Below are 22938 nucleotides of genomic sequence, written 5' to 3'. Positions count from 1 at the left end.
TGTTTTGACAAACGCTCATTTCGTGAAGTACACTATGTTGAACGAAAGTTTATTATAGTGTATTATCGTGGTGACGAAATGTCAAGATTGGAGGGATCGTGAAGGGTATTCTGATAACCGGCGCCTTGGGACAGTTAGGAAGCGAGATCGCCACGGAACTCCGGCGGCAGCACGGCTCCGATCGGGTGGTCCTTACCGATGTGCGCGATCACATCAACCGGGATCTTGTTGAGGAAGGGCCTTTCTACAAGTTTGACGTCCGTGACGGAAAGACGCTGGCCGAAATCGTGGAGAAACACCGGATTGGCACAATATACCATTTGGCGGCACTTCTCTCGGCCACCGCCGAAGATCGCCCCCAGGAGGCTTGGGATCTGAATCTGAACGGTCTTCTGACGGTTCTGGAGGTGGCCCGGGAAAGGGGGGCAGCCGTGTTTACTCCCAGTTCGATCGGGGCCTTTGGGCCTACCACTCCCCGGGACTGGACACCCCAGGATACGCTTCAGCGTCCCACCTCCATGTACGGCGTGACCAAAGTGGCGGGGGAACTGCTGTGCGACTATTATCATTTCAAGTACGGTGTAGATACCCGGGGGTTGCGATACCCCGGGCTTATTTCCAGCAAGACCCCCCCCGGAGGAGGGACCACCGATTACGCTGTGGATATCTATTACCAGGCGTTGCAAACAGGGCGCTATCGTTGTTTCCTGAAGGGGGACACCTACCTGGACATGATGTATATGCCTGATGCGGTTCGGGCCGCTATTTCCCTGATGGAGGCCGATCCATCCCGATTGCGTCACCGGAATGCCTTCAACGTGACCGCCATGAGTTTTTGTCCCGAGGAGCAGGCCGCCTACATCCGGGCCTGCCTCCCTCAGTTTGAGATCGACTACGATGTAGACCCTGTTCGTCAGGCCATCGCCAATTCCTGGCCCAACAATATGGAAGATTATGCGGCCCGGGTGGAGTGGGGATGGAAACCGGAGTATGATTTGGAAGCCACGACCCGCGATATGTTGCGGGTTCTCTCACAACGACTGGAGGATGCCCGGTATGTATGGAGCGATGAAGGATGAATTGACAGCTTTGGCTGCCTCACTGCGCGGCCAGGGGCTTTACAAAGAGGAGAGGGTTCTCCTGGGCCCTCAAGGCGGGGTGATCCACGCCCGGGGAATCGATGGAATTACCCGTGAGGTCATCAATTTCTGCGCCAACAACTACCTGGGCCTCTCAAACCATCCCGAGATCATCCGGGCTGCCCGCCAGGCTATGGATCGCTATGGTTTCGGCTATTCCTCGGTGCGCTTCATTTGCGGGACCAGCGAGCTTCACAAGGAACTTGAGGAGGAGATGAGCTCCTTCCTGGGTACTGAGGATACGATCCTCTATGCGGCAGCCTTCGATGCCAACGGCGGGGTTTTTGAACCTCTTCTGGGCGAGCAGGATGCCATCATTTCCGATGAGTTGAACCACGCCTCCATCATCGACGGTGTGCGGCTCTGCCGGGCCAGGCGCTACCGCTATGCCCACGCCGACACAGGCGATCTGGAGACGCAACTTCGGAAGGCCCGCAGCGAGGGATGCCGGTTTTGCCTGATTGTTACGGATGGCGTCTTTTCCATGGACGGAGATATTGCACCCCTCCCGGAGATCGTTGAGCTCGCCCGCCGCTACGATGCCCTGGTGATGGTCGACGACTGCCACGCTACCGGATATCTGGGGAAGAGTGGCCGCGGAACTGCCGAGTATTTCGGGCTGGAAGGGGAGATAGACATCATCACCACCACCTTTGGAAAGGCCTTGGGAGGAGCTTCGGGCGGGTGTGTCTCGGGGCATCGGGAGATTATCGAGATCCTTCGTCAGCGTTCCCGCCCCTACCTGTTTTCTAATACCCTGGCCCCTGCGATCGCCGGGGCAACCTTGCGAGCCGTCCGGATGGTAGGTGAAAATCCCCAATGGTGTCAGCGGCCCCTGGAGTTGGCACGGCGATTTCGCACGGCCCTTACCGGGGCGGGGCTGGATCTCCTTCCGGGCGAGACCGCAATCGTTCCGGTAATGATGTACGACGAGGGGCGTGCTCTTGCGCTGGCAGAAAAGCTTTTTGAGGAGGGCATCTACGTAATCGGCTTTGCTCATCCCGTGGTCCCCCGGGGGCGTGCGCGAATCCGGGTGCAACTCTCGGCGGCTCACAGGGAAGAACAGGTTGACCAGGCTTCCCGGGCCTTTATCGAGATGGCCCGGAAGATGAAGCTAGTGTAGGGAAAGACCCCGGGAATTGAAAGAGAGGGTAAAGGGTCCTCTTCGGGGAATGAGCCCTCCCCGGGTGAAGACAAAAATCACCGGGGCTGCCAGGCGGCGCAGATCGTCTGCCAGGTCCTCGATCGTGAGACTTCCCTGGAGGTTATCCAATTTGTCTTTCCCGGTAAGCGCTGCACTGCCCGAGAGAGTTCCCTGAACGCGGTCTGCCTGGAGATAGCCTTTCTCGAGGGTGACTGTCTGATCCTCCCTGCGGGCCTTTACCTCGGTCCGGGAAAAGACAATCTCCCTTCGGGGCAGCAGGTCCGAGAGCCCTGCCCACCGGGAATTCAGGAGGTCGTGAAATCCCTGGCCCGGGTGAAAATTCCCCTGGCTCCCTTCAAGATGGATGTGCAACTCCCCCCGGTTGCGAAGCGAGAGAAAGGGCTGGGTAGTAACCTGGCTTCCTTGGGCGGAGAAGCGGAAGCTCTCCAGCGCGAGTTCGCCCAGCCCGCCAGGCAGGTAGTGTGCCGTGAATTCCTGCAGGTTCCCTTCCACGGAGAGCTCTTCCACGGTGCGTGTTGAAGGTGTCCCCTGGAGAAGCTGTACCAGCTCCCCGGGAAACCCCTCTGAACCGGGAAGGCTTCCCTCCAGAGTGACCCGGGCTTCCTTCAGTTCCATCAAGGGGCGGTCCCGTGGCGGATGCCCTTCCTGGAGGGCCGTTCCTTCTTTCGGGAATCCCCGGTCCCTCAGGACCTGTCCATCTTTCAGATGGAGGGAAATCCCGGAAAGGGGATGCGATTTGTCGATGATAAGCTTCCGCAGGAGTTCTCCCCGCTGCATGTGGAACTCCACCGAGCGCGCTCTGAGTCGAATAGTCCGCTCCTGCAGGGGCCAGGAGAGATCAGTGATTCGCAGAACCCCCTCCCGGGGGCGGAAGGTTATCGTCCCCTGGGCACCCTGATCTTTCAGGAGATGAGTCAGCTGGCGCTCCACCCGGCTGGACCAGGAAAACTCCAAAATAGCTGCAAGGGTTATCAAGGTGAGGATCAGCGCCGCCAGCAGGAGAGCGGCTCCTCCAAGAATGCTTCCCGGGTGCTTTGCAGGGTGCTTCACCGGGGGGGCTCCTCGGGGGTGGTTTTTTCGGGGGGAAGAACCAGAGGGCTCTCGGGATCCACGAAGAACTCTGCCAGGATGATCTCTTCCCTGCCCAGCCCCCCGTAGAGGGTGAGGGTGCTCTCGTAATAGGTTTCTCCCTGAATGTAATAGCCCTTCACCAGGGAGAGGTTCTCCAGGGTCTGATTGTAGTAGCGGGCAAAACGCTGGGGTGGGGTCGCCGGTTGACCCGGCGTTATGGTGATCCTCGACGGTGCGTTCTTCTGGTAGTGACCCGTAAGATCGGCGCTTCCGCCGAAGCCGCGAAGAACCCGCTCCTGGAGATCAAACTCGACCCAGAGCATTCCCTCGGGTGGGTTGGGCATCCGGGAGGTTCCGTATTGGCTGTGCAGTATCCACCGGGGGCCTTCCAGGGGAGCCTGAGGCGGAGGTGGTTGGGGCGGTTCAGGAGGTTCAGGTGCAGGCGTTTCCGCCGGGGCCACAGGCGGCTCCGGCAGGAGTTCCTCTTCGGGGGCGGTGCGACACGAAAAAAGCACCGCCAGCAGTGCTGACGCCGCGAGAGCCGTCAGAAAAGGCGTTATTCGTCTTCCCATGATCATGAGAGTGTATCACGACCTGGGAAGGGGAAACAGGGGAAGGGCGGCAGGAAAGGGCGTAAAAAAGAAATTTTTCTGAAAAGGTTTTCGAATAAAGATGTTTTTTCAGAAAAAAGTTGACCAGATCGAGGTTGGTCCGTACCATAGAGAAATATGGAACGAGAACGATCCACGATCAAGATGGTTGCCCGTGATGCGGGTGTTAGTCAAGCCACGGTGAGCCGGGTTTTGAATCAACCCAACCTGGTGAAGCCGGAAACACGGGACGCCGTGTACGCTGCCATGGCAGAGAATAATTATGTGCCTCCTGCGGCGGCGCGGCCCCCCGCAGAGAAGCAGGGTGTAATCGGTCTGGCATTGCACGATGTGCGTCTGGCCGTAGCAGCTGAGGTGATTCGTGCCTTGAGCACGGAGTTCACCGAGCATGGCTTCAACCTGATGCTCATAAACACCTGCGGCGAGCGGAACGTGGCACGATTCTTCCGGGATCACAGCTCCTACCGGCGAACGATAGACGGCCTCATTGCTTTTTCCATGAAGCTTGATGAGGAAGGCGCATCCTTCTTCCATTCCCTGGACCTGCCGATCGTCCTTATGCAGTCCAGGTGCCCCTCGGTGCGTTCAATCAGCACCAATAACTATCTGGGAGGCCGGGACGCAACGGAGTACCTCCTGAGCCGGGGGTATCACCACATCGCCTTTGTCGGCTGGGACGAGGACGACGAACGTGTCCAGGCGCGCCTCGCCGGTTATCGAAGCGCTATTGCCGGGTGCCGGGGAAGCGGGTCCCAGGAAATCATTGAGCGCGACAGCCTCTCCGAAGCAGGAGGCCACGCTGCAACACTGCGGATCTTCGAGCCCCGGGAATCGGGGCGACCCGTGCCCGATGCAGTGTTTTACGCCTGCGATACCATGGCTGTGGGGGGGCTCCGGTTCTTCCGGGAGCGACGGATCGCTATTCCCGAGGCAGTGGGAGTTGTTGGGTTCGATGATATTTCCATCGCTCCTGTGGTGGGCCTTACCACGATGCAACAGTTTTTTCACGAGAAGGCCCGGCTGGCCCGGACCTACCTGGAGCGGCGAATCTCCGGGAGGGACGATCATTTGGGAACAGACGAGCTTTCGGTGACTCCCCGCATTATGGTGCGCGAGACAACCCGTTAGGGCCGTCAGGGTGTTCGCTTTTTTGGGCGGGAATTTTCCACCATGTAGCGGATCAGATCGGATCGGGAGGAGATACGGAGCATCTCTTCCCTGGCCTCGGAGCTGTTCACAATTCCAGCGATCCCCGCCAGAATCTGCAGGTGTGGTCCGGGGTTATCCCGGGGAGAAGCTACCAGAAAGATAATTCGCGTCGGCTCTCCGTCGAGGGACTGAAAATCGACCCCCTTGGGAACGATGCCCACGGCGATGGTCAATTCCTTGACCCCCTCGGAACGGCCGTGGGGGATCGCAATCCCGTGCTCCATGCCGGTGCTCATCGTCCTCTCGCGCTCCAGGATTGCCTCCAGCACAGCCTCGGGATCTTTGAGTTTCCCCCCGTGCGTGAGGGATTCCACCAGTTCGCGAATTGCCAGTTCCTTGTTTTCCACCTCCATACGGAGGTGAATGCACTCTACAGGAAGATATTTGGGCCAGTCCACCACGGCGCGGTTGGTCTTCTCCACCAGGCCTTTGCGCAACTCCTGGGGTTTGGCAACGGTTTTTATGTGCCCCACCTGCTGCTGCAGACTCAGAACCGATTCGTAGACCAGGTTATTCACTAAAGTTACATCTTCCTTGCGGCAGGTGAAATGGAGGCTTACAGGGGTGGCCATGAGGGCAATGAAAACCGAATCCTTCCGCATATGGAAGACCTTGTGTTCTGTTTCCGAGCCTGTGACAAAGAAGCCCTCGTTGCGCATGGTCTGTATTACATCGGAGAGGAGAAATTTTGTGAGATCCTCCGAACCGAAGTGAAAGTCTGCAGCTGTTGTCTCGTGGTCCGTTAGAGCCTGGCGGGTGGTCTGGAGGGTTCGCGAGAGGAGCCTGTTGAAAAAAGGCGGTGCCACAAGCGTTGTGATCAGGGTCATCACAATGGCCACGCCGAAGAGTCGATCCTCCAGGACTCCTGAACTCAAACCGATGGCAAGCATTATCAGAGCCACTTCTCCACGTGGAACCATACCCATGCCGATTCTGATTGCTCCCGCCCTGTTAAAGCCCAGCACAAGTGATGCTCCCCCGCAGCCAATCAGTTTTGCTGCCGTTGCAAGGAGGGCAAAGAACACACCGAAAAACAGCACCTCCAGGGAGGTAATCACAAAAAGGTTCACCAGCATCCCGATGACAGTAAAGAAAATGGGGTCGAAAAAATGGTGAATAACCTCGATCTTTTCCTGTACCACATAGGAGATATCGGTGTTTGCCAGAGAGAGGCCCATCACATAGGCGCCGATGATCATGGCCAGTCCGGCACTCTCGAAGAGGCCGGCCAGAATCAGGGCCAGACCCAAGGCAAGAACAGCTATCTGGGACTGGTTGCGCACCCCCTTGAGAAGATTGCCGATCCGGCGGGAGAAAAGAATTCCCAAAGCAGTACATCCCAGCCAGACAGTCAGCGCCCTGGCCGCGATGGGCACCATAAACCGCCAGGTTCCCCCGCCGTTGCCCAGGGTTCCCTCCATGGCATCCACGCTGAGAATAACTGCCAAAAGGGTGATGCCCACCACATCTTCGATTACCGATGCCGAGAGAATAGTTACCCCCTCGGGACTCGCCATCTTCTTGCGGCTGCTCAGGATACGGGCAGAAATATCCACTGATGTTGCCGTAGCGACGACTCCCAGGAAGATATTTCCCGGTGCCAGGGGGGGATTGCCGGTCATGATCGTTGCCACGGTAATTCCCGCCAGAAGCGAGAGAGTTGCGCCCCCCAGCCCCACGACGCTTCCCTTGAAGGCAAAGCGCAGAAAAAGCCGCAGGTCCGTTTGGAGACCCGTGAGAAAGAGCAGGACAATCGAGGCGACCACGGCAAACCCGTAGAGTTCCGGTGTGATTGCCAGGGTTGTATCGGCCACGGGGAAGAGCCCCGAGGGATACCCGGGCAGGGGTAAGGCTCCCAGCAGATAAGGCCCGATGAGTATTCCCGCCAGGAGTTCTCCCATGATCGCCGGAATCCCCACGCGGCGGGCCAGATTGCTTCCCCAGTGGCCCGCAAAGAGGATGATCCCGATCTGAAGGGCCAGGACCATCATTCGGTGCTCCAGGGTATGGGCATAGCTGGAGCTGCCTGATCCAGCCAGGACGGGGGATAGAGAAAAGACAAGAAACAGGAGCGGGATAATCAGGGGCCGGGGGGAGAACTTCTTCGTTTGCATATATTTTCTTCGTCACACCTTTATTTTTTGCTGCAACAGATATCTGTCCCGGCTGGCTATCGGAGCAGACCTGTCCCGTTCCCCAGAGCGTGTCGGGCAAAACGATCTTCCTGTTGCATTATCCATATTGTATGACTATGAGGCAAAACCCGGGGGATGGCAAGTGAGCGACATACTCCCAAGATCTCCAGCCAGAAATCTTTGATGCCGAGGACTGGCTTCGAAGAGGAAAAGATGAGTATTCTCGTATGAGTATGAAGATCTGGACGGTGTTTTTCTTTCTTCTGGTACCATCCCTGGCATCCTTCGCCTCGGGAGAGGTCGTGATGAAGGCTCTCGCCCGGGCCTATCCCGATCGAATAGAATCGGTGGAATATCGCCGGGGTGAGTGGGCCCTCTCCATGGACGGTGAATGGTTCTCCTGGGCTCAGGGCCGGCTTTTGCCGGAGGCAAAGCGGGATCGGTGGCAGGAATTCGTGCCAATACGGTTCTATCGCTACGAGCCTGGCCCCTTTACCCCTCGGAAGATTACCCCTGAGGTGGAGGAACGCCTCCGTCAGAGAATGGTGAGCTTTGACAACGACGGGGAGGTGCGATTCAATGCTTTTCTTGACCGCCTCTATGGGATCGCATCACAACAGGAGGCTGAGCGAGCCATGGTGTGGCTCACCTTTCTGGACAGACCGGTGCAGCTTCACCCCTTGCTTCAGGACCCTCTCGGGCGTGTCGATCAGCGACTGCGCCTGGTGATGCTGGCAGATGGCGAGACCCGGGCGTTTGTGCGCGACCTTGCCCAGGTCCACGGCTTCAGCTGGCGCCCGATTGCAGGAACACCACGCAGGAGTTATCACAGTTACGGCGTCGCCCTGGACCTTATGCCACGATCCTTCCGGGGGCGCCACGCCTACTGGCGCTGGGCAGTAAACAGCGGAGTAGAAGAATGGTGGAATCTGGCTCCTCACCAGAGATGGACCGTTCCCCGGGAGGTGATCAAGGCGTTTGAGGCCGAGGGGTTTGTCTGGGGAGGAAAATGGCTCTATTTTGACGCAATACACTTTGAGTACCGACCTGAGATTCTCCTGATGGCCCAGCCCGAAGAGACAACGAAGGAGTGATCCGATTGCCTGGCTCCTCTCGTGCTGTGCCGGCAGGAGGTTTCTTCCTGAGGGTATCAGGCCTCAACTTCCGGAGACCTGTCGCTCTGCACATCCAGACTGTGATAGACCCGCACCAGTAAAATCGTAATAAAGGCCGTGTAGATTGAAAAGAGTATGGTGGAGAGAATCACCCCTAATATCGGGATGAAGACAATAGCGAAGTTCAAAACCAGGACGGGGAATGTCAGCCCCAGAATCAGCAGCAGCGTAATCAACGCGGCTCCCATGTTTTTTTTAACAGTTTTAATGCTGTGGCCTAAGGCTTTTCCTGCTGAGAAATTCTCCAGCATGACCGCAACCAGCGCAAACATGAGGAAAAAAGCTGCAATCAGGCCGGGAAGAATCAGCAGGATAAACCCGAACATTACAATGACAATCACCATAACGGAGGTTATGACAAGAGGGATGATACGTGAGACCAGGCGATCCCACCCGGTTTGTAGTGTCACCGATTCGCCCTTCAGGGCCATATCGGCCATCCCGACAGTCATGCCATGGGCCAGAAAACTGACAAAGCTGCTGATTGTACTCACAATCATGATACCGCCGATAGCTGCTCCGGCTCCTGCCAGGGCCCGTTCCGGGTTGGCAGCAATCTGCTCTCCGGAGAGATTGCCCAGCATGGGCATAGCTGATCCGGCAAAAACCAGATTGACAATCATTGAAAAGACGAGGGATGCCAGCATTGGGACAAAGAGTAACGGATTGTCCCGTGAGGCTGTGATGCTTTCCTTGAAAACCGTGAGGATATTCATGAATAGACTCCTTTTTAAAAATAACCATAATTCTATTATCTATAGAATAGTATGATTTCTGCTGTAGCACAAGTGAATTTAATAATGGTAATAGAGCATTGCGAGCGCCCAAGCACGACGAAAAACGATCCCGCTCCATCCCATCGGAATCTTCCTGAAGGATTTCACCAGCCAACAGAGACGGCTTCCAAGGGTAGGGTGGAGTGAAAACTGCCTCAACGTCTGAGGGGGGGGGCGGATCATTGCGCCTAGAAAACCACCAGTGGAATGGTGATGCTGTAGGTGGTGCCCTCTCCGCTCTGGATATCCAGGGTTCCATCCACCTGTTCCACCAGGGAGTGAATAACCAGCATGCCAAAGTTACTGCCCGAGAAGGACCGTTGATCTTCCCTGGTTCGCAGCCATTCCCGAGCGCTCGTGGAGAGCCCTATGCCGTTGTCGGCCACGGAGAGATAGAGACATCCTTTCTCTTCCCGGGCGCTGATTCTGAGAGTGGGAGTGAGGCCCCTCTGCGAGAGATAGTCCGGAGGAAAGGCGTGCTTCATGGCGTTGGTGATCAGCTCGTTCACGATCAAGCCGATCGACGAAAGGAGCTTCGTGCTGATCTTGAAATCGGTCAGATCGGTCTCGACCTGAAGGTTTCCGGCATCGGGAAAGATCGCAATAATTTCGTCAATGAGAGGCCGCAGATAGGTTTGGACCGCCAGGTGGCGGAAGTTCTCCGAGAGGTGAAGTTCTTCATAGAGCCGGCGGATCGTCTTGACCCGGGAACTTGCGTCCAGGAGTGTCTTAACTGCCTCGGGTTGGTTTGTCGCCAGGGCCTGCATGCTCAGAAGGCTGGCTGTCACGTTCAGGTTGTTCTTGATGCGATGCTGTGTCTCCTGAAGCAGAAGCTCCTTTTCCTGGAGGAGCCGCTGGATTCGTTCTTCGGAACGCCTGCGCATGATAACCAGGGCCACGTTTCGGGCGTAGATTTCCAGTTGAGGGCGGTTTTTCAGAGATAATCCTGCAGGCATGACCATGCTGATGTCTCCCAAAAACTCATCCTCGTGGCGGAGAAGGAGGCACATCGTCTCTCCCAGATTCCATCGGTTTTCCAGGGATATAACCAGCTCGACAGGGGCCAGATCGGCGCTCCACTCCGAGACGCGGCTGAATACGTGAAAGGGCGATTCCCGAAAGAGATCCCGGCGGATCTCGTCGAACTTCCAGGTGTGTCCCTGCAGGATCTGACCCAGGGTCTCATGGATATCAGCAATGAGGTCGGGAGGGCCTGCCACGGCCCTTGTTATTGTGCGGGATCCATCCCGGGAAAAGGCATTGTACATGACAAAGATGGCACCCGAGATTGAACGAACCGTCTCGACAATCTCCTGGAAGTCCAGATCGCCAAGATCAAGATCCAGGAAGCGTTCCGACGCCTCTGCCAGGATGCCCAGCACCCGAGCCTGTTCTTGAAGGGTTTTTCGCTTGTGTGTCTCCTCTGTTACATCGGTGAAGATCACAGCAAAATGTCCGGGATGGATACGGAAAGCCCGGACAGCGAAATATTTTTTGAGTTCCCGGGAATAGGATTCGATCAGGGCGTCCTCACCCGTCCGGACCACCTCGGCGTAGGTTTCTATCCAGGAACGCTCTGTCCCTGGCAGGACCGCCAGAACCGTTTTTCCCAGAAGATGTTCTCTGCGGAGGCCTGTGATCTTTTCAAAGGCGGGGTTTATCTCGATGAAGCGGTAGTCCAGGGGTTCCTGGTCAGAGCCGTAGATCATCTCGTGAACGGCAAAAGCCAGGGGAAGGTGCTGGAAGAGTAATCGATACTGGTGCTCGCTTCGGCTCAGAGCCTGCCGGGAGTGGAGAAGTTCCTCTTGGGTCCTGAAGAGGTGCAAGGCCAGGGTAATGGTTGTTGCATAGGTCTGGTGATCGCTTTTTCTGGGAATCGAGGTGCGGGGAAAAAGTCCCGGGAGAAGAGATGCCCAGGAGGATGCCTCGCTCTGGATGGTATCGAGCCGGGGGGGGGCGTGTTCCCGGGAAGAGAGAAAAACCAGGGGAAGATCCCCTGTGGCTAAAACGGTTCGAGCCATCTCCTCGCTTTCAAGGCAGGATACCTGATCGATCAGGACCAGAGGGGGGGCGGACAGGGAGGCCAGAAGCTCCTCCACTGTCTGTGTAGTGTCGGCCACGGAGAGCAGGTACCCCAGGGAATCTGCCACCTGGCTCACAAAAGAGATTAGGAGAGTATCCTGTGCCACCAGGAGAATTACGGCCTCCCGGGGCTCTTTCTGCTGTTCTTGCCGTTCCATCCAACACCAGTGTAGTCCCCTCCAGGTGTTGGGGCAAATATAATGCAGAATTTACCGAAAGGTTTCAAAGTCTAGAACAGATCCGGGAAAGCCTTGCGTGCGGTCTCGGCCACGGCACCCTCCGAGACGCTTCGCCGGGTGACCCAATCGGCTACTGCCTTGAGTTCCTCCACGGCGTTTGCCACGGCCACGCCCGTTCCTGCCTCCTGGATCATTTCCAGGTCATTCAGGTTGTCTCCAATGGCGATTACCTCATTCATGGTGAATCCCCTGTGGGCAACAAGCGCCTGGAGAGCCGTGGCCTTGTTGGTATTATCCGCCACGATCTCGATGAAATGGGGCATTGACGTTACTACGGTCCAGCGTCCCCGACCGAGGTCCCGAAGGCTCTGGATATGTCCCGGGAGACGTTCCTGTCGATCGTGACAGACAAGTTTTGGGGTTCCCCCGTGGGGGTGGATCGCTTGGGCTATGTCCGCAACAATCCGGTATCCCATACCTGCCGCCGTAGCGTAGCGGCCCACGTAGGGATTGTCTTCCTCTACAAGGATGGTTGAATCCTCATAGCCCTGAAGAGTTACCCCCTCCTGGAGACACCAGCGGCGAATTTCGGTAACCAGATCCGGAGCGATGTTGCGCGCCACCAGAGGCGTTCCCCTTCGAAGGGATGTAACGCGGGCGCCGTTGTAGGAGATAAAGTATTCCGGTGGTGTTTCCGGAAAAATGTGTTCCAGGATCTTTTTGGTGCTTCCCGTGGCCCGACCACTGGCCAGGACCACCATGATCCCCTCTTCGTGGAGCCGTCGCAGGGCGGCTATGTCGTCAGCAGCAATGTCCCCCTGGTGGGGGAGGAGTGTGTAATCAATGTCTGAAGCAAAAAGTTTGAACATGGCGCCAGGACTGTACGATATTTCCCTTCGAAGCTCCAGACGTTGGGAACTCCGGGGGGTACTCTGGTGATCCTTCGGACCGTCAAGCGCAGAATGTCAAGAAGAAATATTTTGAGCCGATGATTAATGACGAGTCGGAGTGAGATTGTGTACAAAGGATCACTATGAAGCTAGTCATGCTTGCCTCCCCATCGGAAGAGTCTTCGGCAGAAGCGCTCTGTGCAGAACTGGCGCAGGAGTCGTTTGAGACAGAAATTGCTCTCCTGGGGAAGGAGGGGCTTCTTTCGCTCACGGCAAGTCTTGAGAAGGCTACTCACGCTGTTGTCCTTCTGCAACAGGAGTGTCTTCTCTCAAAGGACTATTATTACGCCCTGGGGTTCTTTCATGGCCGGGCTATTCCCTGGATGATCTATGTTCCTGATTCTCTGGAACTTCCCGATTATCTGAAAGAACAGCCCGCTGTTTCTGCTTTGCCGGAACTAGTAGAACTTCTCAAGGAAGAGCGGCTGCGCTGGACTGCTCTGCGGGATCGCCAGCGCGCCAGGGAAGAGCTGACAAACCTCGGCTACGCCCTCACCGATCAGGCCTTGGCGGATTGCGTGTCCGAAGGCGTCCTGGTTGCGGTGGAGCGGTACATGCAGGGAGGTTTTTCTCCCGATGCGAGGGACAACAAGGGGGTGCCTCTTCTCTGTCTGGCCGTACGGAACCGCCATACAGGAATGGTGCAGTTTCTCCTCAGTCATGGAGCCGATGTCAACGCTACGAGCGAGGACCGTGGAAATACTCCCATCATGGATGCCGCCGCCGATGGAAACTCGGAACTTACCGGTCTTCTTCTCCATGCCGGCGCGGCCCTGGACGGTCAGAGCAAGAATGGTCAGACGGCGCTGGTGCTTGCCGTGGGGCAGGGCGCAGAGAAGACAGCCCAGCTCCTTCTCATGGGTGGTGCTGATCCGCACATAAAGGATCAGCTGGGAATGTCGGCTCGCAAATACGCCGAGCTCTTCCGCCTGGAGCTGGTCCTCGAGCTCATCGATGCCCGCGAAAGCGAGGCCATGACCGAGGTCAGGGCGAGAGAAAGCGATCTCCCTGACGAAGAGGATGGTTGACGGACCTTCAAATGCTTTCTATAATCGGCTTCCGCACACGGGGTGTAGCCTAGTGGCTAAGGCGCCTGCTTTGGGAGCAGGAGACCGCCGGTTCGAGTCCGGCCACCCCGAAGTTCTCCCCTCTGCGCCCATAGCTCAGCTGGATAGAGCATCGGCCTTCTAAGCCGAGGGTCACAGGTTCGAGTCCTGTTGGGCGCGCTTGTAAATGCTTTTCATGCAATGAGTTGGAAAATACCGGCAATAGCCGGTCGGAGAAAATCCGACAGGAATCCGACAATGAAAAATCTTCGATACTCCCTTACACGCCAACCGCGAAACAAAAATGAACTCAAAAAAAAGAAATCCGGCCAGAAATGGATCGGGACATGGTACGTGCGGTGGAAGCTTCCGGATGGGAAATGGACTCCTCTGCGATCAACAAATTGTGGTAACAAGGCCGACGCGATAGCTTGGTGTGATGCCCAGCTTAAAGAATCGCAAGACGAGCAAGAGGTGAAAAAAGTAAAAAAGAAAAATGATGTCCCCCTCGGCAAATACACTGCGGGTTTTTTTGACTGGCCAGACGGCCGCTATGTCACAGACCGACAAGCCGGGGGCCACCGGGTATCATACCGATCAGCGCAAAGCCACCGAGTCGACTGCAAGAACCACGTGCTACGCATCCTGGGTGAGAAAACTCTTCTCACGGAGATCACTCGTCGAGAGACCCGCCGTCTGCGGGATAGGCTCTTCCAGGAAGGGAAGGCGCCGGCAACGATCAACCATGTGATTAACACCCTTTCGGTCATTCTCCAGGCAGCTGAGGAAGACGAGATCATCCAGGCGATTCCCCGAGTCTACCGTGCTGGTGGCGGAAGCAAGAAGAGGGGGGCCCTCACCAGAGAGGAAGCCCAGAGCCTGCTTGGGAGCCCAGAAGCGTGGCGGAACGATCTGGAGCGGATTGCCTCCGAGGTCGCTGCGCGCACGGGGCTCCGGAGATCGGAGCTCCTGGGGCTCACGGCGAACCGGTGCCACCGCGATCATATCGATGTCAGTCATGTCTGGGAGCCTGTGTCGTGGAAGCTGAAGGACGCGACAAAGAGCGGGGAGTCCCGGATCGTCCCGATTTCCCGGCGGGTGAGGACCTTGATAATCCAGCTTCTTCGCAGGAGTCCCCACCGGTGGATCCTTCCGGCGGACCAGCAATACGTCTTCTACCACGAAACCAACCCGCGAGCGCCCTACGACGGACGGGAGATTACGCGCGGGCTCTATCACGCCATGGAGTACATCGGGATCTCAGAGGAGGAGCGCCAGGCTGCGAGCTTGACCTTCCATTCCTGGCGGCATTTCGCGAACTCCCAGATGATCGAAGCTGGAATCCCCGAGGCCACGGTGCGCGCGATGATCGGCCACCAGAGTCAGGCAATGACCATGAACTATTACCATGCCCAGGATCTCGCCCGAATTGTCGCCGCCCAGGATGACTGGTAGGGAGTGGTCCGCACGAGTATCGAGCCCAGGAGCCGTCCGGTTTCCTGGGCTTTTTGTGGTGCGGGGTTCGTCCGGCGGATGATTCTTTTGCAGGAGACGACAGTTTGTGTCGCATCCCCTTTGCTATGCTTATATGCTTGGGCAACAGGGCCTTGGTGAGGCCTGTCGAGGTGGTAGGGCAGGGGGGCTTCAGGGCGGGATTTTTCTGGCCCTGATGAGGAACCTGTGGTACGATTTCGGCTGTTTATTTCGTGCGTAAAATATTGGGCAGGGAAGCTTTTGGGCGGAACTGGGGGAGTTCTCAGGGATCAGGTTGAGGGTTTTCCGTGATAATGAAATATCGAGTAATCATGTAATGTATGTTCGTCTCGACGGGGGGCATTGGGCTCCCGAGGACGGCACACCCTATTTTGGAAAGATATGATTTCCCGGGATTGGGGAACCCGATTTGTGGGGTTCGATCGGCGAAAGAATCCTGGACTGCGCAGAGAATCTTTTCTGCTGGTCAGATCTGAATTGTCGGCGGATAATGGACCCGGATTTTTTTGGTGGATCTGGAATAGAGGGATTCTCTTCCAGGAACGCAATGATCATGAAGGAAGAAGGACGTGCCTGATGGCCCCAGGTGTTCGTTGATGCTATCGGGGGTTTGAAGCAAGCGAACAACAGCTTAAACCTGACTCGCCTATTGGCACGGATTGCGATCCCCTACCCGATAGCATAAACCGCGCCAATTGACGGCTCGCAGGTTAGGCCAGCGTTAGCGAAGGAGGAACCAAAATGGACGTGACGGTTAGGACAAAACAGGAACTCAAGGCGGCAGTTGAGCGAAGGGAACCATCAATCATCGTGGCGGACCCTGATCTTGCTGCCAAGATCAGAAAGGTCAAGGGCGCGAAGAGACTGTCTAAGTGGGCGATTGGTCTCGCAGTGGCAGGCGCTACTGTAGGCGGCGCAGGGCTTGCGCTCGCGCCTGCAACAGGCGGGGTATCTGCAGGCGTCGGCGGGGCCGCAGCCGGCCTTTCAATGGGTGCTGCCGCGGTGGGCGGAGGGATGTCCAGCGGCGTTGCCATCGCAATTGGAGCGCTCGCCATTGTGGGTGTTGCTGCCTTGTACGCCCTTTGGAAGGACTACGATGTCAGCATCGAGAGGATCGGACCTATCGAGGGAATCAGACTCACGAGAAGGTCATGACGATCCACATCCAAAAACAGCCGGAGACCTTGGCGGACCGCATCTTACGGTTGTTTGGGAAAGAACGGGCCTATATTATTCCCACGGGCGTCGAAAAGGCTCATGGCCCATAGTTGACCTCTTCAGGATTGAGACTGGCTGGCATGAGACTCTCCCACTCACCAGAAACACGGAGCTCGGGAAGCTTGCTCAGCACATAGTAGTGGAGGGCTTGTTGGCACACACAAGATACCGGCTGAATACCGGTGTTCTCGAAGGTATGAACAACAAGATCAAGGTGATCAAACGGGTCGCCTATGGCTTCCGGGACGACGAATATTTCTTTCTTCGCATCCGTCACGCATTCCCCGGAATTCGACGATGAAGCAATTAAAAGCGAGATGGTTTTGTCGAGTGCGTTTTGAGCTTTTTAGTATCTCTTAGTATTTATAAATTGCAAGACAAAGTCAATGTTGAATTCGATTGCTCTACAAGTAAGGTTTTCACACAAGTGTTGTGGATTATTTTTTTTAAAACCTTCCGGTCGAAGTGCGCTGCATAATAAGGATTGAAATTTGTTTTCAAATTGCTTTGCGTACTCTCTGCAATGATCAACAATTGTTTTTTCTTGGAAGCTATATTCTTTTCCGATTATGCCAAGAAACATTAATGTTCCTTCTACTAATCCGCATTGGGCACCATATTTTCCAGCACCATGCATACCTATCGCAGCACTAATGACTTGTTCTGATAAATTTATAGAAAACATTTCAGATAATAGTTTTATTTTGGTAGTCGCGCAATTTAGATCATACTTCCAATAATATTCTTTTACTTTTTCAGAAATTATTTCTTTCTGTGATATTTGGTTAGTCATTTTTTCCTTTCTTATAACGCATGTCTCAGGGGCGCTTGGAGCGCAGCGGAAAGCGTCACCTGCGACCAATTGTTGTGCTTTTATCTTAATTCCAATATTTTACTTATTTCGATATGAAATCGTTTTTGTTGACCGCTTGAAGGGAATGGAACTACGATTTCTTCGTTTAAAACACGAAATCCCTTTAATTTCAATTTTTCTTCAAGTAACCGGCAAATATTTGCTTTAATCAAAATCAACTGAGATTCGATTCCATTAATGCTCTCAAGATCATCAATTAAATTGTTAAAGTCTGAAAGGATTGTAGACTCTCGTTCTTTATACTTCATTTTATTGATTGGTTTGTAGGTCGAATCAACTAAGAAAAACCCTTGATTCTTAAAGTGTTCAAGACCATCTTTCTTATCGATTGGTTTATAATGAAGGGCCTTCATTATCTCATTGTACAAAGGCTCAGTCGTTGATCCCGTCTCATCATAGAAATATTTACCTGATGCTGGAGGTGATTCCAAAATGAAAATAATCCTCAAGATTTCCGGTAAGTACTTGTTCCTTAATTTAAGATAATACTCTTTATCCATTGCCTATTCTGGTATCTGTAGCACAACATTTGCTTAACTTGCGTTGCGTAGCAACGTCAAGTTGAAGCAGTTGTTAGATTATCAATTTCGCCCAAAACCCTTTTGTAGTACTCTGTTCCTTCATAATTCATTACTTTAGTTACAATTCCAAGTGACATCATAATGTCCGACTTAGATTTACTAAAATGCTTTTCCGGACAATGATAATAAATAGTGTGAATATCCATGTTCATTTTATTTAATAGCCGTGCCCTATTTGAAATGAGCCACCAAATATCAATTTCTTGATAATTTAATCCTAAACCTAATATATGAATGTCATTGCTAAAAAATATATCAACCCACGATGTATACTGATTTTTATTCTTAATAATTTTTTCGATATCAAACTTTTGAATATTTGTATTTTTATAATTTAAAGCACCTGTTATGTAATTCCTCAAATGTTGTAATTGTCCACCATAGTGTTCAAATCCAAGTGTGATTGTATCAGGTAAAGCAGATTCTCCGTGAATATGCCAAATGTTAATATCATTGTTTTTAGTATGCCTGAAAACACTATATTTCTTTTCATTAACTATGCCTTGATTTTTTCTAGAGAATTCTTTGCCAGAAATAGCAAGTTCTAAATTGTAATCATAATTTGTTGTTATAACATTATTGCTTCCGAAATCCACAATTAGTTTATGGATCTCATTAATTTTTCCTGAATCTACAATATTGCCGATAAATTCTTTTAATTGGTATTCATTTAGTGATTCTTTATCATAATTAAATTTTTTTGAATATAAATAAATTTGCTCATATATGAGTGGAAAAGGAACGTTATTAAAATCTATATCATTATTATAATTACAATATGTAATAATATCATTTAAAATGTTATTCCAATTAATATTGGAAGATTGATTGTTTACGTCATTTCCTATCACTAATATTGGTTTAATACTTATTCTCCTAATAACACATTATCAAGTTCTCAATTTGCCCGAAGGGTCAATCTAACAACAATTAGGCAGCCCCTGATAATCCATTAGCCCCGTAAATCCGTCCCCCCAACTCCCAACACTTCCCCCGAAAAACAATGCCAAAACTCTACCACGGAAACCGCCCTCGGGCTACCAAAAAGAAGCTATCTCCCCCTGTACCGTTGAGACCGCTGTATCCGGTATATCTTCTCTCATCTCGATTCTGGCAGATGGCGGATATCCCCCAGCCGCCCACCACGAAAACTTTTGAAAAACTTTCCTCCCCAGACAAGCAGCAGAACCCACCGGCCCCTCTTGAGGGGTATGAAACACTACAACGAGACAGAGTTGTTGGAACTGGGAATCGTGGTGAAGCCGGGCCGGTATCTTGTCAATCTTGAGCCGCTGGTCATCTATTAGCAGGACAGCATTCCGCTGCCCGGCACTCCTGATCCTGGGGCGATCCAGGAGAGCGAGAAGGGCCTGCGCGGGGAGACCCCCCTGGGATGCCTGCCCCTGCGGTATCCGTGACGATGGGGGAGGGCGTAGCCAGGTTGGGTCTCGCCCTGCCTGGCGGGGGCTGGGGGCGGACCGTCTCCACCGAATGGTAAAATGTCGGCATGATCAATCTCAAAGATCAGATGTCATTTGTGTTGAAATGTTCCGCGCTGCTGGGCTTCTTCAAATCTTTCCCAAGGCATGCTGAACCGCCTGCTCAGCATGTATTTCTGTAGTATCGTAGAGTCTGACCTTCGTGTCCGGACCCTGGATCAAAAGACCTATTTCCGTGCACCCTAAGATCACCCCTTGAGCACCGCGCTCAGCCAATGATGCTACTACATCAAGATAGAAGGTTTTTGAATCGGGTTTGACCACCCCTCGGCACAGCTCATTATAAATCACCGAATGAATACGCTGTCTCTGGTTCTCATCTGGTACAACAACCTGTACGCCATGATCTTGAAGGCGACCCAGGTAAAAGGTCTGCTCCATAGTAAACTTTGTCCCCAGCAGCCCTACGCATGTTACCCCATCTGTTTTGAGTACGTTGGCCGTGGCATCTGCGATGTGAAGAAGGGGGATGCTTAATGAGTGCTCAATTTCGGAGGCGACTTTATGCATCGTATTCGTACAGAGAACCAGGAACTCTGCCCCTGCCGATTCAACTGCTCCACCAACTGAGACAAGTATTTCCGCTGTTCCCTGCCAATCTCCCCGGTGTTGTAACGCCTCAATTTCTGCAAAATCCACGCTGTAGAGAACCAGCCTTGCCGAATGGAGCCCGCCTAGTTCGTCTCTTATTTTCTGGTTTATCAGCCGGTAATAAGTCTGAGTTGACTCCCAGCTCATTCCGCCAATTAGACCTATGGTTTTCAAGGGAAACCTCCGTGTGATCATCTCGAGTTAACGCTTTGATAGGTACCTGACGATAAGACCTAAATTAATAGTGATAGCGGCACGAAATTATTGTGATCGCACTATCATCAACCGTATAAACTAACCTATTCGTATCGTCCATTCGTCGCGACCAGAAACCGGACAAATTTTCCTTTAGTTGCTCAGGCTTACCTATGCCCTCAAATGGAGAACGCTTAACATCCGTGATGAGCTTATTTATACGTTTAAGGGTTTTCTTGTCTTGCGTCTGCCAATACACATAATCGCTCCAAGATTCATCCGTCCAAGATACTAAGCGACTACTCATCGATTACATCTCTTTGACTCACTTTACCCGCTTTAAATTGAGCAATTGAACGATGTAAGTGCTCAGCATTTGCTGGAGAACGAAGCAAATGAACCGTTTCCATTAAGCTGTTATAATAATCCAATGACATAACAACAGCATCTTCAGAATCTCGACGTGTAATCACGGTTGTATCTGCGTCATTAACAACGGTATCCAAAACGCTCTTTAAACTATTTCGGGCTTCGGTAAAAGACACAATTCTCATAAAACCTCCACATGTCCGCTTAATGAGACAAGTATACAACTAAAAAACCAACTTGTACAGCCAATGGAACATAAGGCTTCGGTGCTCATGATTGGGTGCGCACCTGACGCATAAGCCCAATCCCCAGCATGAGCAGTCTCGTGGCACGGGCCTGGTTTGTCAGAATCACGACACCCGTCCTGGTTTCTGCATCAATAGAGAGATACGAGGCATATCCGCCGACCATCCCGTTGTGCCATACCACCTTTCGATTGCCGAGAAACCGGTCTAAAAATGTTGGTTGCATCCAGCCGATGCCGGTGACCCCCTCCGATTGTGGCCTGCGCATCGCATCAAATTGCTGTGACGCTGACCCTTGTTCTCCAAGGCAGGCCTCAATGAACCGAAGCATATCTTTGGCGCTGGAAATGTAGGCGCCCGCGCCGGCCAGCGCCGCAAAGGTCCATATCCCTGCAGGTTCACCTTTTGCCGTGTATCCCCGGGTCAGGCGATCTTCAATATCCGGGGTCAAGGTTATCACGGTTTCGTTCATACCAAGGGGTGCCAGGACCTTTTCCCTGACCAGGGATTCGTAGTCTCTTCCGGTGACATGCTCAAGAACATGACCCAACAACCCCATGCCGAGATTGGAATACTCGAATCGACCAGGTTTGCGCGTGCCCTCTGTGGTTGCCAGATAGTCGAAGACAAATTCCGGGCCGAGATAGCTATAGGGGTTGCCCATCAGCTCCTCTTTTCCAGCCAGTTCAGTTGCCTTGAGCTCGAGCGACTTGGGGACGCTCGGAAAACCGGAGGTATGGGTGACGAGTTGCTTTAGGGTGACACCTTGGGCCGCTGGTGACAAAGGTATCGAACCGCCAAGCAGTTCATTCAGCGTTGTTTCCATGGAAACAACCCCCTCGTCGCAAAGGGTCTGCAATAGCGTCGCGGTAAAGATTTTGCTGACCGATCCGATTTGGAATGCCGTCGTGGCATCGGGGAGTACCGGGGCCTCTGTGCGGACAGTTCCATATCCGCGTACGAAGGAGCGCCCATCCCTGTACACGCCAACTACTACGGCAAGATGCAATTTTTTGCGCATGAACTGAATCAGTTTTGCATCAACTGCGGCCTCAAGGTTTTTGCTATCGTCGGGATTTCTCATCCGATGCTTCAGATACAGTACGGCCAATGAGACCGCAAACACGACCAGGGCCATGGATATAACAACAATCTTCATGTGAGTAATCGAGCCTCCTGAACCACCATAGATCCAAAGAGGAAAAACATGAAGCTCCCGACATAATCCCCGATAACCAGCACGTGAAATTGTTGAGCTCCGACTTCGGTGCTACACTTGTTCCCGTGAAGATAGACCGGCTTCTTGCGATTATCATGTGCCTCCTGAATCATGACCGTCTCTGCGCCCGGGAGCTCGCTCAGCGCTTCGGAGTCACCGTCAGAACGATCCAGCGTGATATGCAGACCCTCGAACTGGCAGGAATACCGATCTACGCGGTCCAGGGCTCCGGTGGCGGCTATGGGATCATGGACTCCTACAAGCTGGATCGACAGTTGATCACGGCCGATGATTTCTGTCGGATCATTACCTCCCTCGAAAGCGTGGGAGCTTCAATGTCGGACCAGTCCTTTGGTGAAACCCTCGAGAAAATCAGGGCTCTCGTGCCCGACCGCAGCATGGATCTTCTGGCTGCGCAAAATGAGAAACTCTCTATGGATTTCACGATGCTCGGTGGAGACCCTCGACGGGGAGGAGTATTTCGCTGTGTTCGGCAGGCTGTGGAAGAGGAGCGTCCTCTGAGGTTCTCCTACACCAGCAACAAGCTTGAGTCCTCGCTCCGGGTAGTGGAGCCCCTGACCATCGCCTTTCGATGGCGGTCGTGGTATCTCTACGGCTATTGCCGCCTCAGGGAGGATTATCGCCTGTTCAGGATTTCCCGTATCGTTGATCCGGAGATTCTCTCGCCTCGCTTTGTCCGGAAAAAGAAGACCCTCTCTGAGTTCCTTGGAGAGGCCCAAGGCGATTCACCTCCGGGTGCGGTGGAACTATCCCTCAAGTTTTCTCCTCTCCTGCGGCCGATCGTGGAGGAATGCTATGACGCAGGGCAGGTAAAGACCTTGGCCGATGGCTCCTCCCTGGTGACGCTTCGAATGCCGGAAGATACCTGGCTCTACGGGTATCTTCTCTCCTTTGGTCCCCACCTGGAAGTTCTGGAACCGGAGCATATCCGCACTATTATCCGGGAATCGGCGGAGAAAGTGGCAGCCCGGTACGGCTAGCCTCCAGAGTCTCGGATCTATCGCAGGTCACTCCGCGTTTTGAGACTCTGGCTTCTTGTTCCAGGTAGTTTCCACAGGAATGCTCCCGATTTTCGTCTTGAAGATTCTTCGGGA

21 protein-coding genes, 2 tRNA genes and 1 pseudogene are annotated in these 22938 nt (G+C 53.5%); 11 read left to right on the top strand and 13 right to left on the bottom strand.

What is annotated here, in order from left to right; all coding sequences use genetic code 11:
* Nucleotides 1–98: 98 nt before the first annotated feature.
* Nucleotides 99–1079 carry an NAD-dependent epimerase/dehydratase family protein gene (locus BW950_RS13120; RefSeq protein ID WP_076489758.1) on the top strand — a complete coding sequence of 327 codons (981 nt, stop codon included), beginning with the start codon at nt 99–101 and terminating at the stop codon, nt 1077–1079.
* Nucleotides 1057–2262 carry a glycine C-acetyltransferase gene (gene kbl / locus BW950_RS13115; RefSeq protein WP_076489757.1) on the top strand — a complete coding sequence of 402 codons (1206 nt, stop codon included), beginning with the start codon at nt 1057–1059 and terminating at the stop codon, nt 2260–2262. Before BW950_RS13120 ends, kbl begins: the two co-directional genes overlap by 23 nt.
* On the opposite strand, the gene BW950_RS13110 is transcribed toward kbl, so the two are convergent.
* The gene (locus tag BW950_RS13110) at nt 2254–3354 is read right to left on the bottom strand and encodes a hypothetical protein (RefSeq protein ID WP_076489756.1); all 1101 of its coding nucleotides are present in this window, start codon (nt 3352–3354) and stop codon (nt 2254–2256) included. The genes kbl and BW950_RS13110 overlap by 9 nt on opposite strands.
* Nucleotides 3351–3947 carry an META domain-containing protein gene (locus BW950_RS14960; RefSeq protein WP_143559246.1) on the bottom strand — a complete coding sequence of 199 codons (597 nt, stop codon included), beginning with the start codon at nt 3945–3947 and terminating at the stop codon, nt 3351–3353. Before BW950_RS14960 ends, BW950_RS13110 begins: the two co-directional genes overlap by 4 nt.
* Nucleotides 3948–4103: 156 nt before the next feature.
* Between BW950_RS14960 and BW950_RS13095 the strand changes: the two genes are divergently transcribed.
* Nucleotides 4104–5114, top strand: a complete 1011-nt coding sequence (locus BW950_RS13095; RefSeq protein WP_076489753.1) for a LacI family DNA-binding transcriptional regulator — start codon at nt 4104–4106, stop codon at nt 5112–5114.
* A 5-nt stretch (nt 5115–5119) separates the two neighbouring features.
* Here BW950_RS13095 and BW950_RS13090 read toward each other — a convergent pair whose 3' ends face one another.
* Complete coding sequence (locus BW950_RS13090) at nt 5120–7309, bottom strand: cation:proton antiporter domain-containing protein (protein ID WP_234969117.1); 2190 nt, start codon at nt 7307–7309, stop codon at nt 5120–5122.
* Between the two features lie 248 nt (nt 7310–7557).
* On the opposite strand from BW950_RS13090, the gene BW950_RS13085 reads away from it, so the two are divergent.
* Nucleotides 7558–8424 carry a M15 family metallopeptidase gene (locus BW950_RS13085; protein ID WP_234969116.1) on the top strand — a complete coding sequence of 289 codons (867 nt, stop codon included), beginning with the start codon at nt 7558–7560 and terminating at the stop codon, nt 8422–8424.
* Between the two features lie 56 nt (nt 8425–8480).
* Here the strand turns inward: BW950_RS13085 and BW950_RS13080 are convergent, their stop codons facing one another.
* The 3 genes from BW950_RS13080 to BW950_RS13070 all read right to left on the bottom strand — a co-directional run bounded on the left by BW950_RS13080 (nt 8481) and on the right by BW950_RS13070 (nt 12411).
* Nucleotides 8481–9221 carry a hypothetical protein gene (locus tag BW950_RS13080; protein ID WP_076489751.1) on the bottom strand — a complete coding sequence of 247 codons (741 nt, stop codon included), beginning with the start codon at nt 9219–9221 and terminating at the stop codon, nt 8481–8483.
* A 248-nt stretch (nt 9222–9469) separates the two neighbouring features.
* Complete coding sequence (locus BW950_RS13075; RefSeq protein ID WP_076489750.1) at nt 9470–11521, bottom strand: sensor histidine kinase; 2052 nt, start codon at nt 11519–11521, stop codon at nt 9470–9472.
* A gap of 71 nt (nt 11522–11592) precedes the next feature.
* Complete coding sequence (locus tag BW950_RS13070; protein ID WP_076489749.1) at nt 11593–12411, bottom strand: Cof-type HAD-IIB family hydrolase; 819 nt, start codon at nt 12409–12411, stop codon at nt 11593–11595.
* Between the two features lie 164 nt (nt 12412–12575).
* On the opposite strand from BW950_RS13070, the gene BW950_RS13065 reads away from it, so the two are divergent.
* From BW950_RS13065 to BW950_RS15645, 6 genes and pseudogenes are all read left to right on the top strand, one after another.
* Nucleotides 12576–13520, top strand: coding sequence for an ankyrin repeat domain-containing protein (locus BW950_RS13065; protein WP_083944020.1), 945 nt, complete (start codon nt 12576–12578; stop codon nt 13518–13520).
* A 38-nt stretch (nt 13521–13558) separates the two neighbouring features.
* A tRNA-Pro gene (locus BW950_RS13060) sits at nt 13559–13631 on the top strand.
* Nucleotides 13632–13644: 13 nt separating this feature from the next.
* A tRNA-Arg gene (locus tag BW950_RS13055) sits at nt 13645–13718 on the top strand.
* Nucleotides 13719–14171: 453 nt separating this feature from the next.
* Nucleotides 14172–14993: a tyrosine-type recombinase/integrase gene (locus tag BW950_RS13050; protein WP_234969115.1), complete on the top strand. Its 822-nt coding sequence runs from the start codon at nt 14172–14174 to the stop codon at nt 14991–14993.
* Nucleotides 14994–15773: 780 nt separating this feature from the next.
* Nucleotides 15774–16187, top strand: a complete 414-nt coding sequence (locus BW950_RS13045) for a PM1101 family membrane protein (protein ID WP_076489747.1) — start codon at nt 15774–15776, stop codon at nt 16185–16187.
* A 208-nt stretch (nt 16188–16395) separates the two neighbouring features.
* A pseudogene (locus BW950_RS15645) lies at nt 16396–16551 on the top strand (transposase); the annotation flags it as partial.
* Nucleotides 16552–16596: 45 nt separating this feature from the next.
* On the opposite strand, the gene BW950_RS13035 reads toward BW950_RS15645, so the two are convergent.
* The 7 genes from BW950_RS13035 to BW950_RS13005 form a co-directional block, all read right to left on the bottom strand.
* Nucleotides 16597–17043 (bottom strand): C-GCAxxG-C-C family (seleno)protein, encoded by a 447-nt coding sequence (locus BW950_RS13035; RefSeq protein ID WP_076489746.1) that lies wholly within the window; start codon nt 17041–17043, stop codon nt 16597–16599.
* 80 nt (nt 17044–17123) lie between these two features.
* Nucleotides 17124–17624: a hypothetical protein gene (locus BW950_RS13030; RefSeq protein ID WP_076489745.1), complete on the bottom strand. Its 501-nt coding sequence runs from the start codon at nt 17622–17624 to the stop codon at nt 17124–17126.
* A 56-nt stretch (nt 17625–17680) separates the two neighbouring features.
* Nucleotides 17681–18556 (bottom strand): SIR2 family protein, encoded by an 876-nt coding sequence (locus BW950_RS13025; RefSeq protein WP_159438804.1) that lies wholly within the window; start codon nt 18554–18556, stop codon nt 17681–17683.
* A gap of 717 nt (nt 18557–19273) precedes the next feature.
* Nucleotides 19274–19969: an aspartate/glutamate racemase family protein gene (locus BW950_RS13020; protein WP_076489775.1), complete on the bottom strand. Its 696-nt coding sequence runs from the start codon at nt 19967–19969 to the stop codon at nt 19274–19276.
* Between the two features lie 64 nt (nt 19970–20033).
* Entirely contained in the window at nt 20034–20297 is a 264-nt protein-coding gene (locus BW950_RS13015; RefSeq protein WP_076489743.1) for a Txe/YoeB family addiction module toxin, read from the bottom strand.
* Nucleotides 20290–20544, bottom strand: a complete 255-nt coding sequence (locus BW950_RS13010; protein ID WP_076489742.1) for a type II toxin-antitoxin system Phd/YefM family antitoxin — start codon at nt 20542–20544, stop codon at nt 20290–20292. The genes BW950_RS13015 and BW950_RS13010 overlap by 8 nt, the downstream gene beginning before the upstream one ends.
* 85 nt (nt 20545–20629) lie before the next feature.
* Nucleotides 20630–21763: a serine hydrolase domain-containing protein gene (locus BW950_RS13005; RefSeq protein WP_076489741.1), complete on the bottom strand. Its 1134-nt coding sequence runs from the start codon at nt 21761–21763 to the stop codon at nt 20630–20632.
* A gap of 83 nt (nt 21764–21846) precedes the next feature.
* On the opposite strand from BW950_RS13005, the gene BW950_RS13000 reads away from it, so the two are divergent.
* Nucleotides 21847–22824 carry a helix-turn-helix transcriptional regulator gene (locus BW950_RS13000; protein ID WP_234969114.1) on the top strand — a complete coding sequence of 326 codons (978 nt, stop codon included), beginning with the start codon at nt 21847–21849 and terminating at the stop codon, nt 22822–22824.
* Nucleotides 22825–22938 lie beyond the last annotated feature (114 nt).

The organism is Alkalispirochaeta americana (assembly GCF_900156105.1).
Classification (GTDB): Bacteria; Spirochaetota; Spirochaetia; order DSM-27196; family Alkalispirochaetaceae; genus Alkalispirochaeta; species Alkalispirochaeta americana.
Note: the sequence above shows the minus strand (reverse complement) of the source record. Positions and strands in the feature narration are given on the sequence as shown.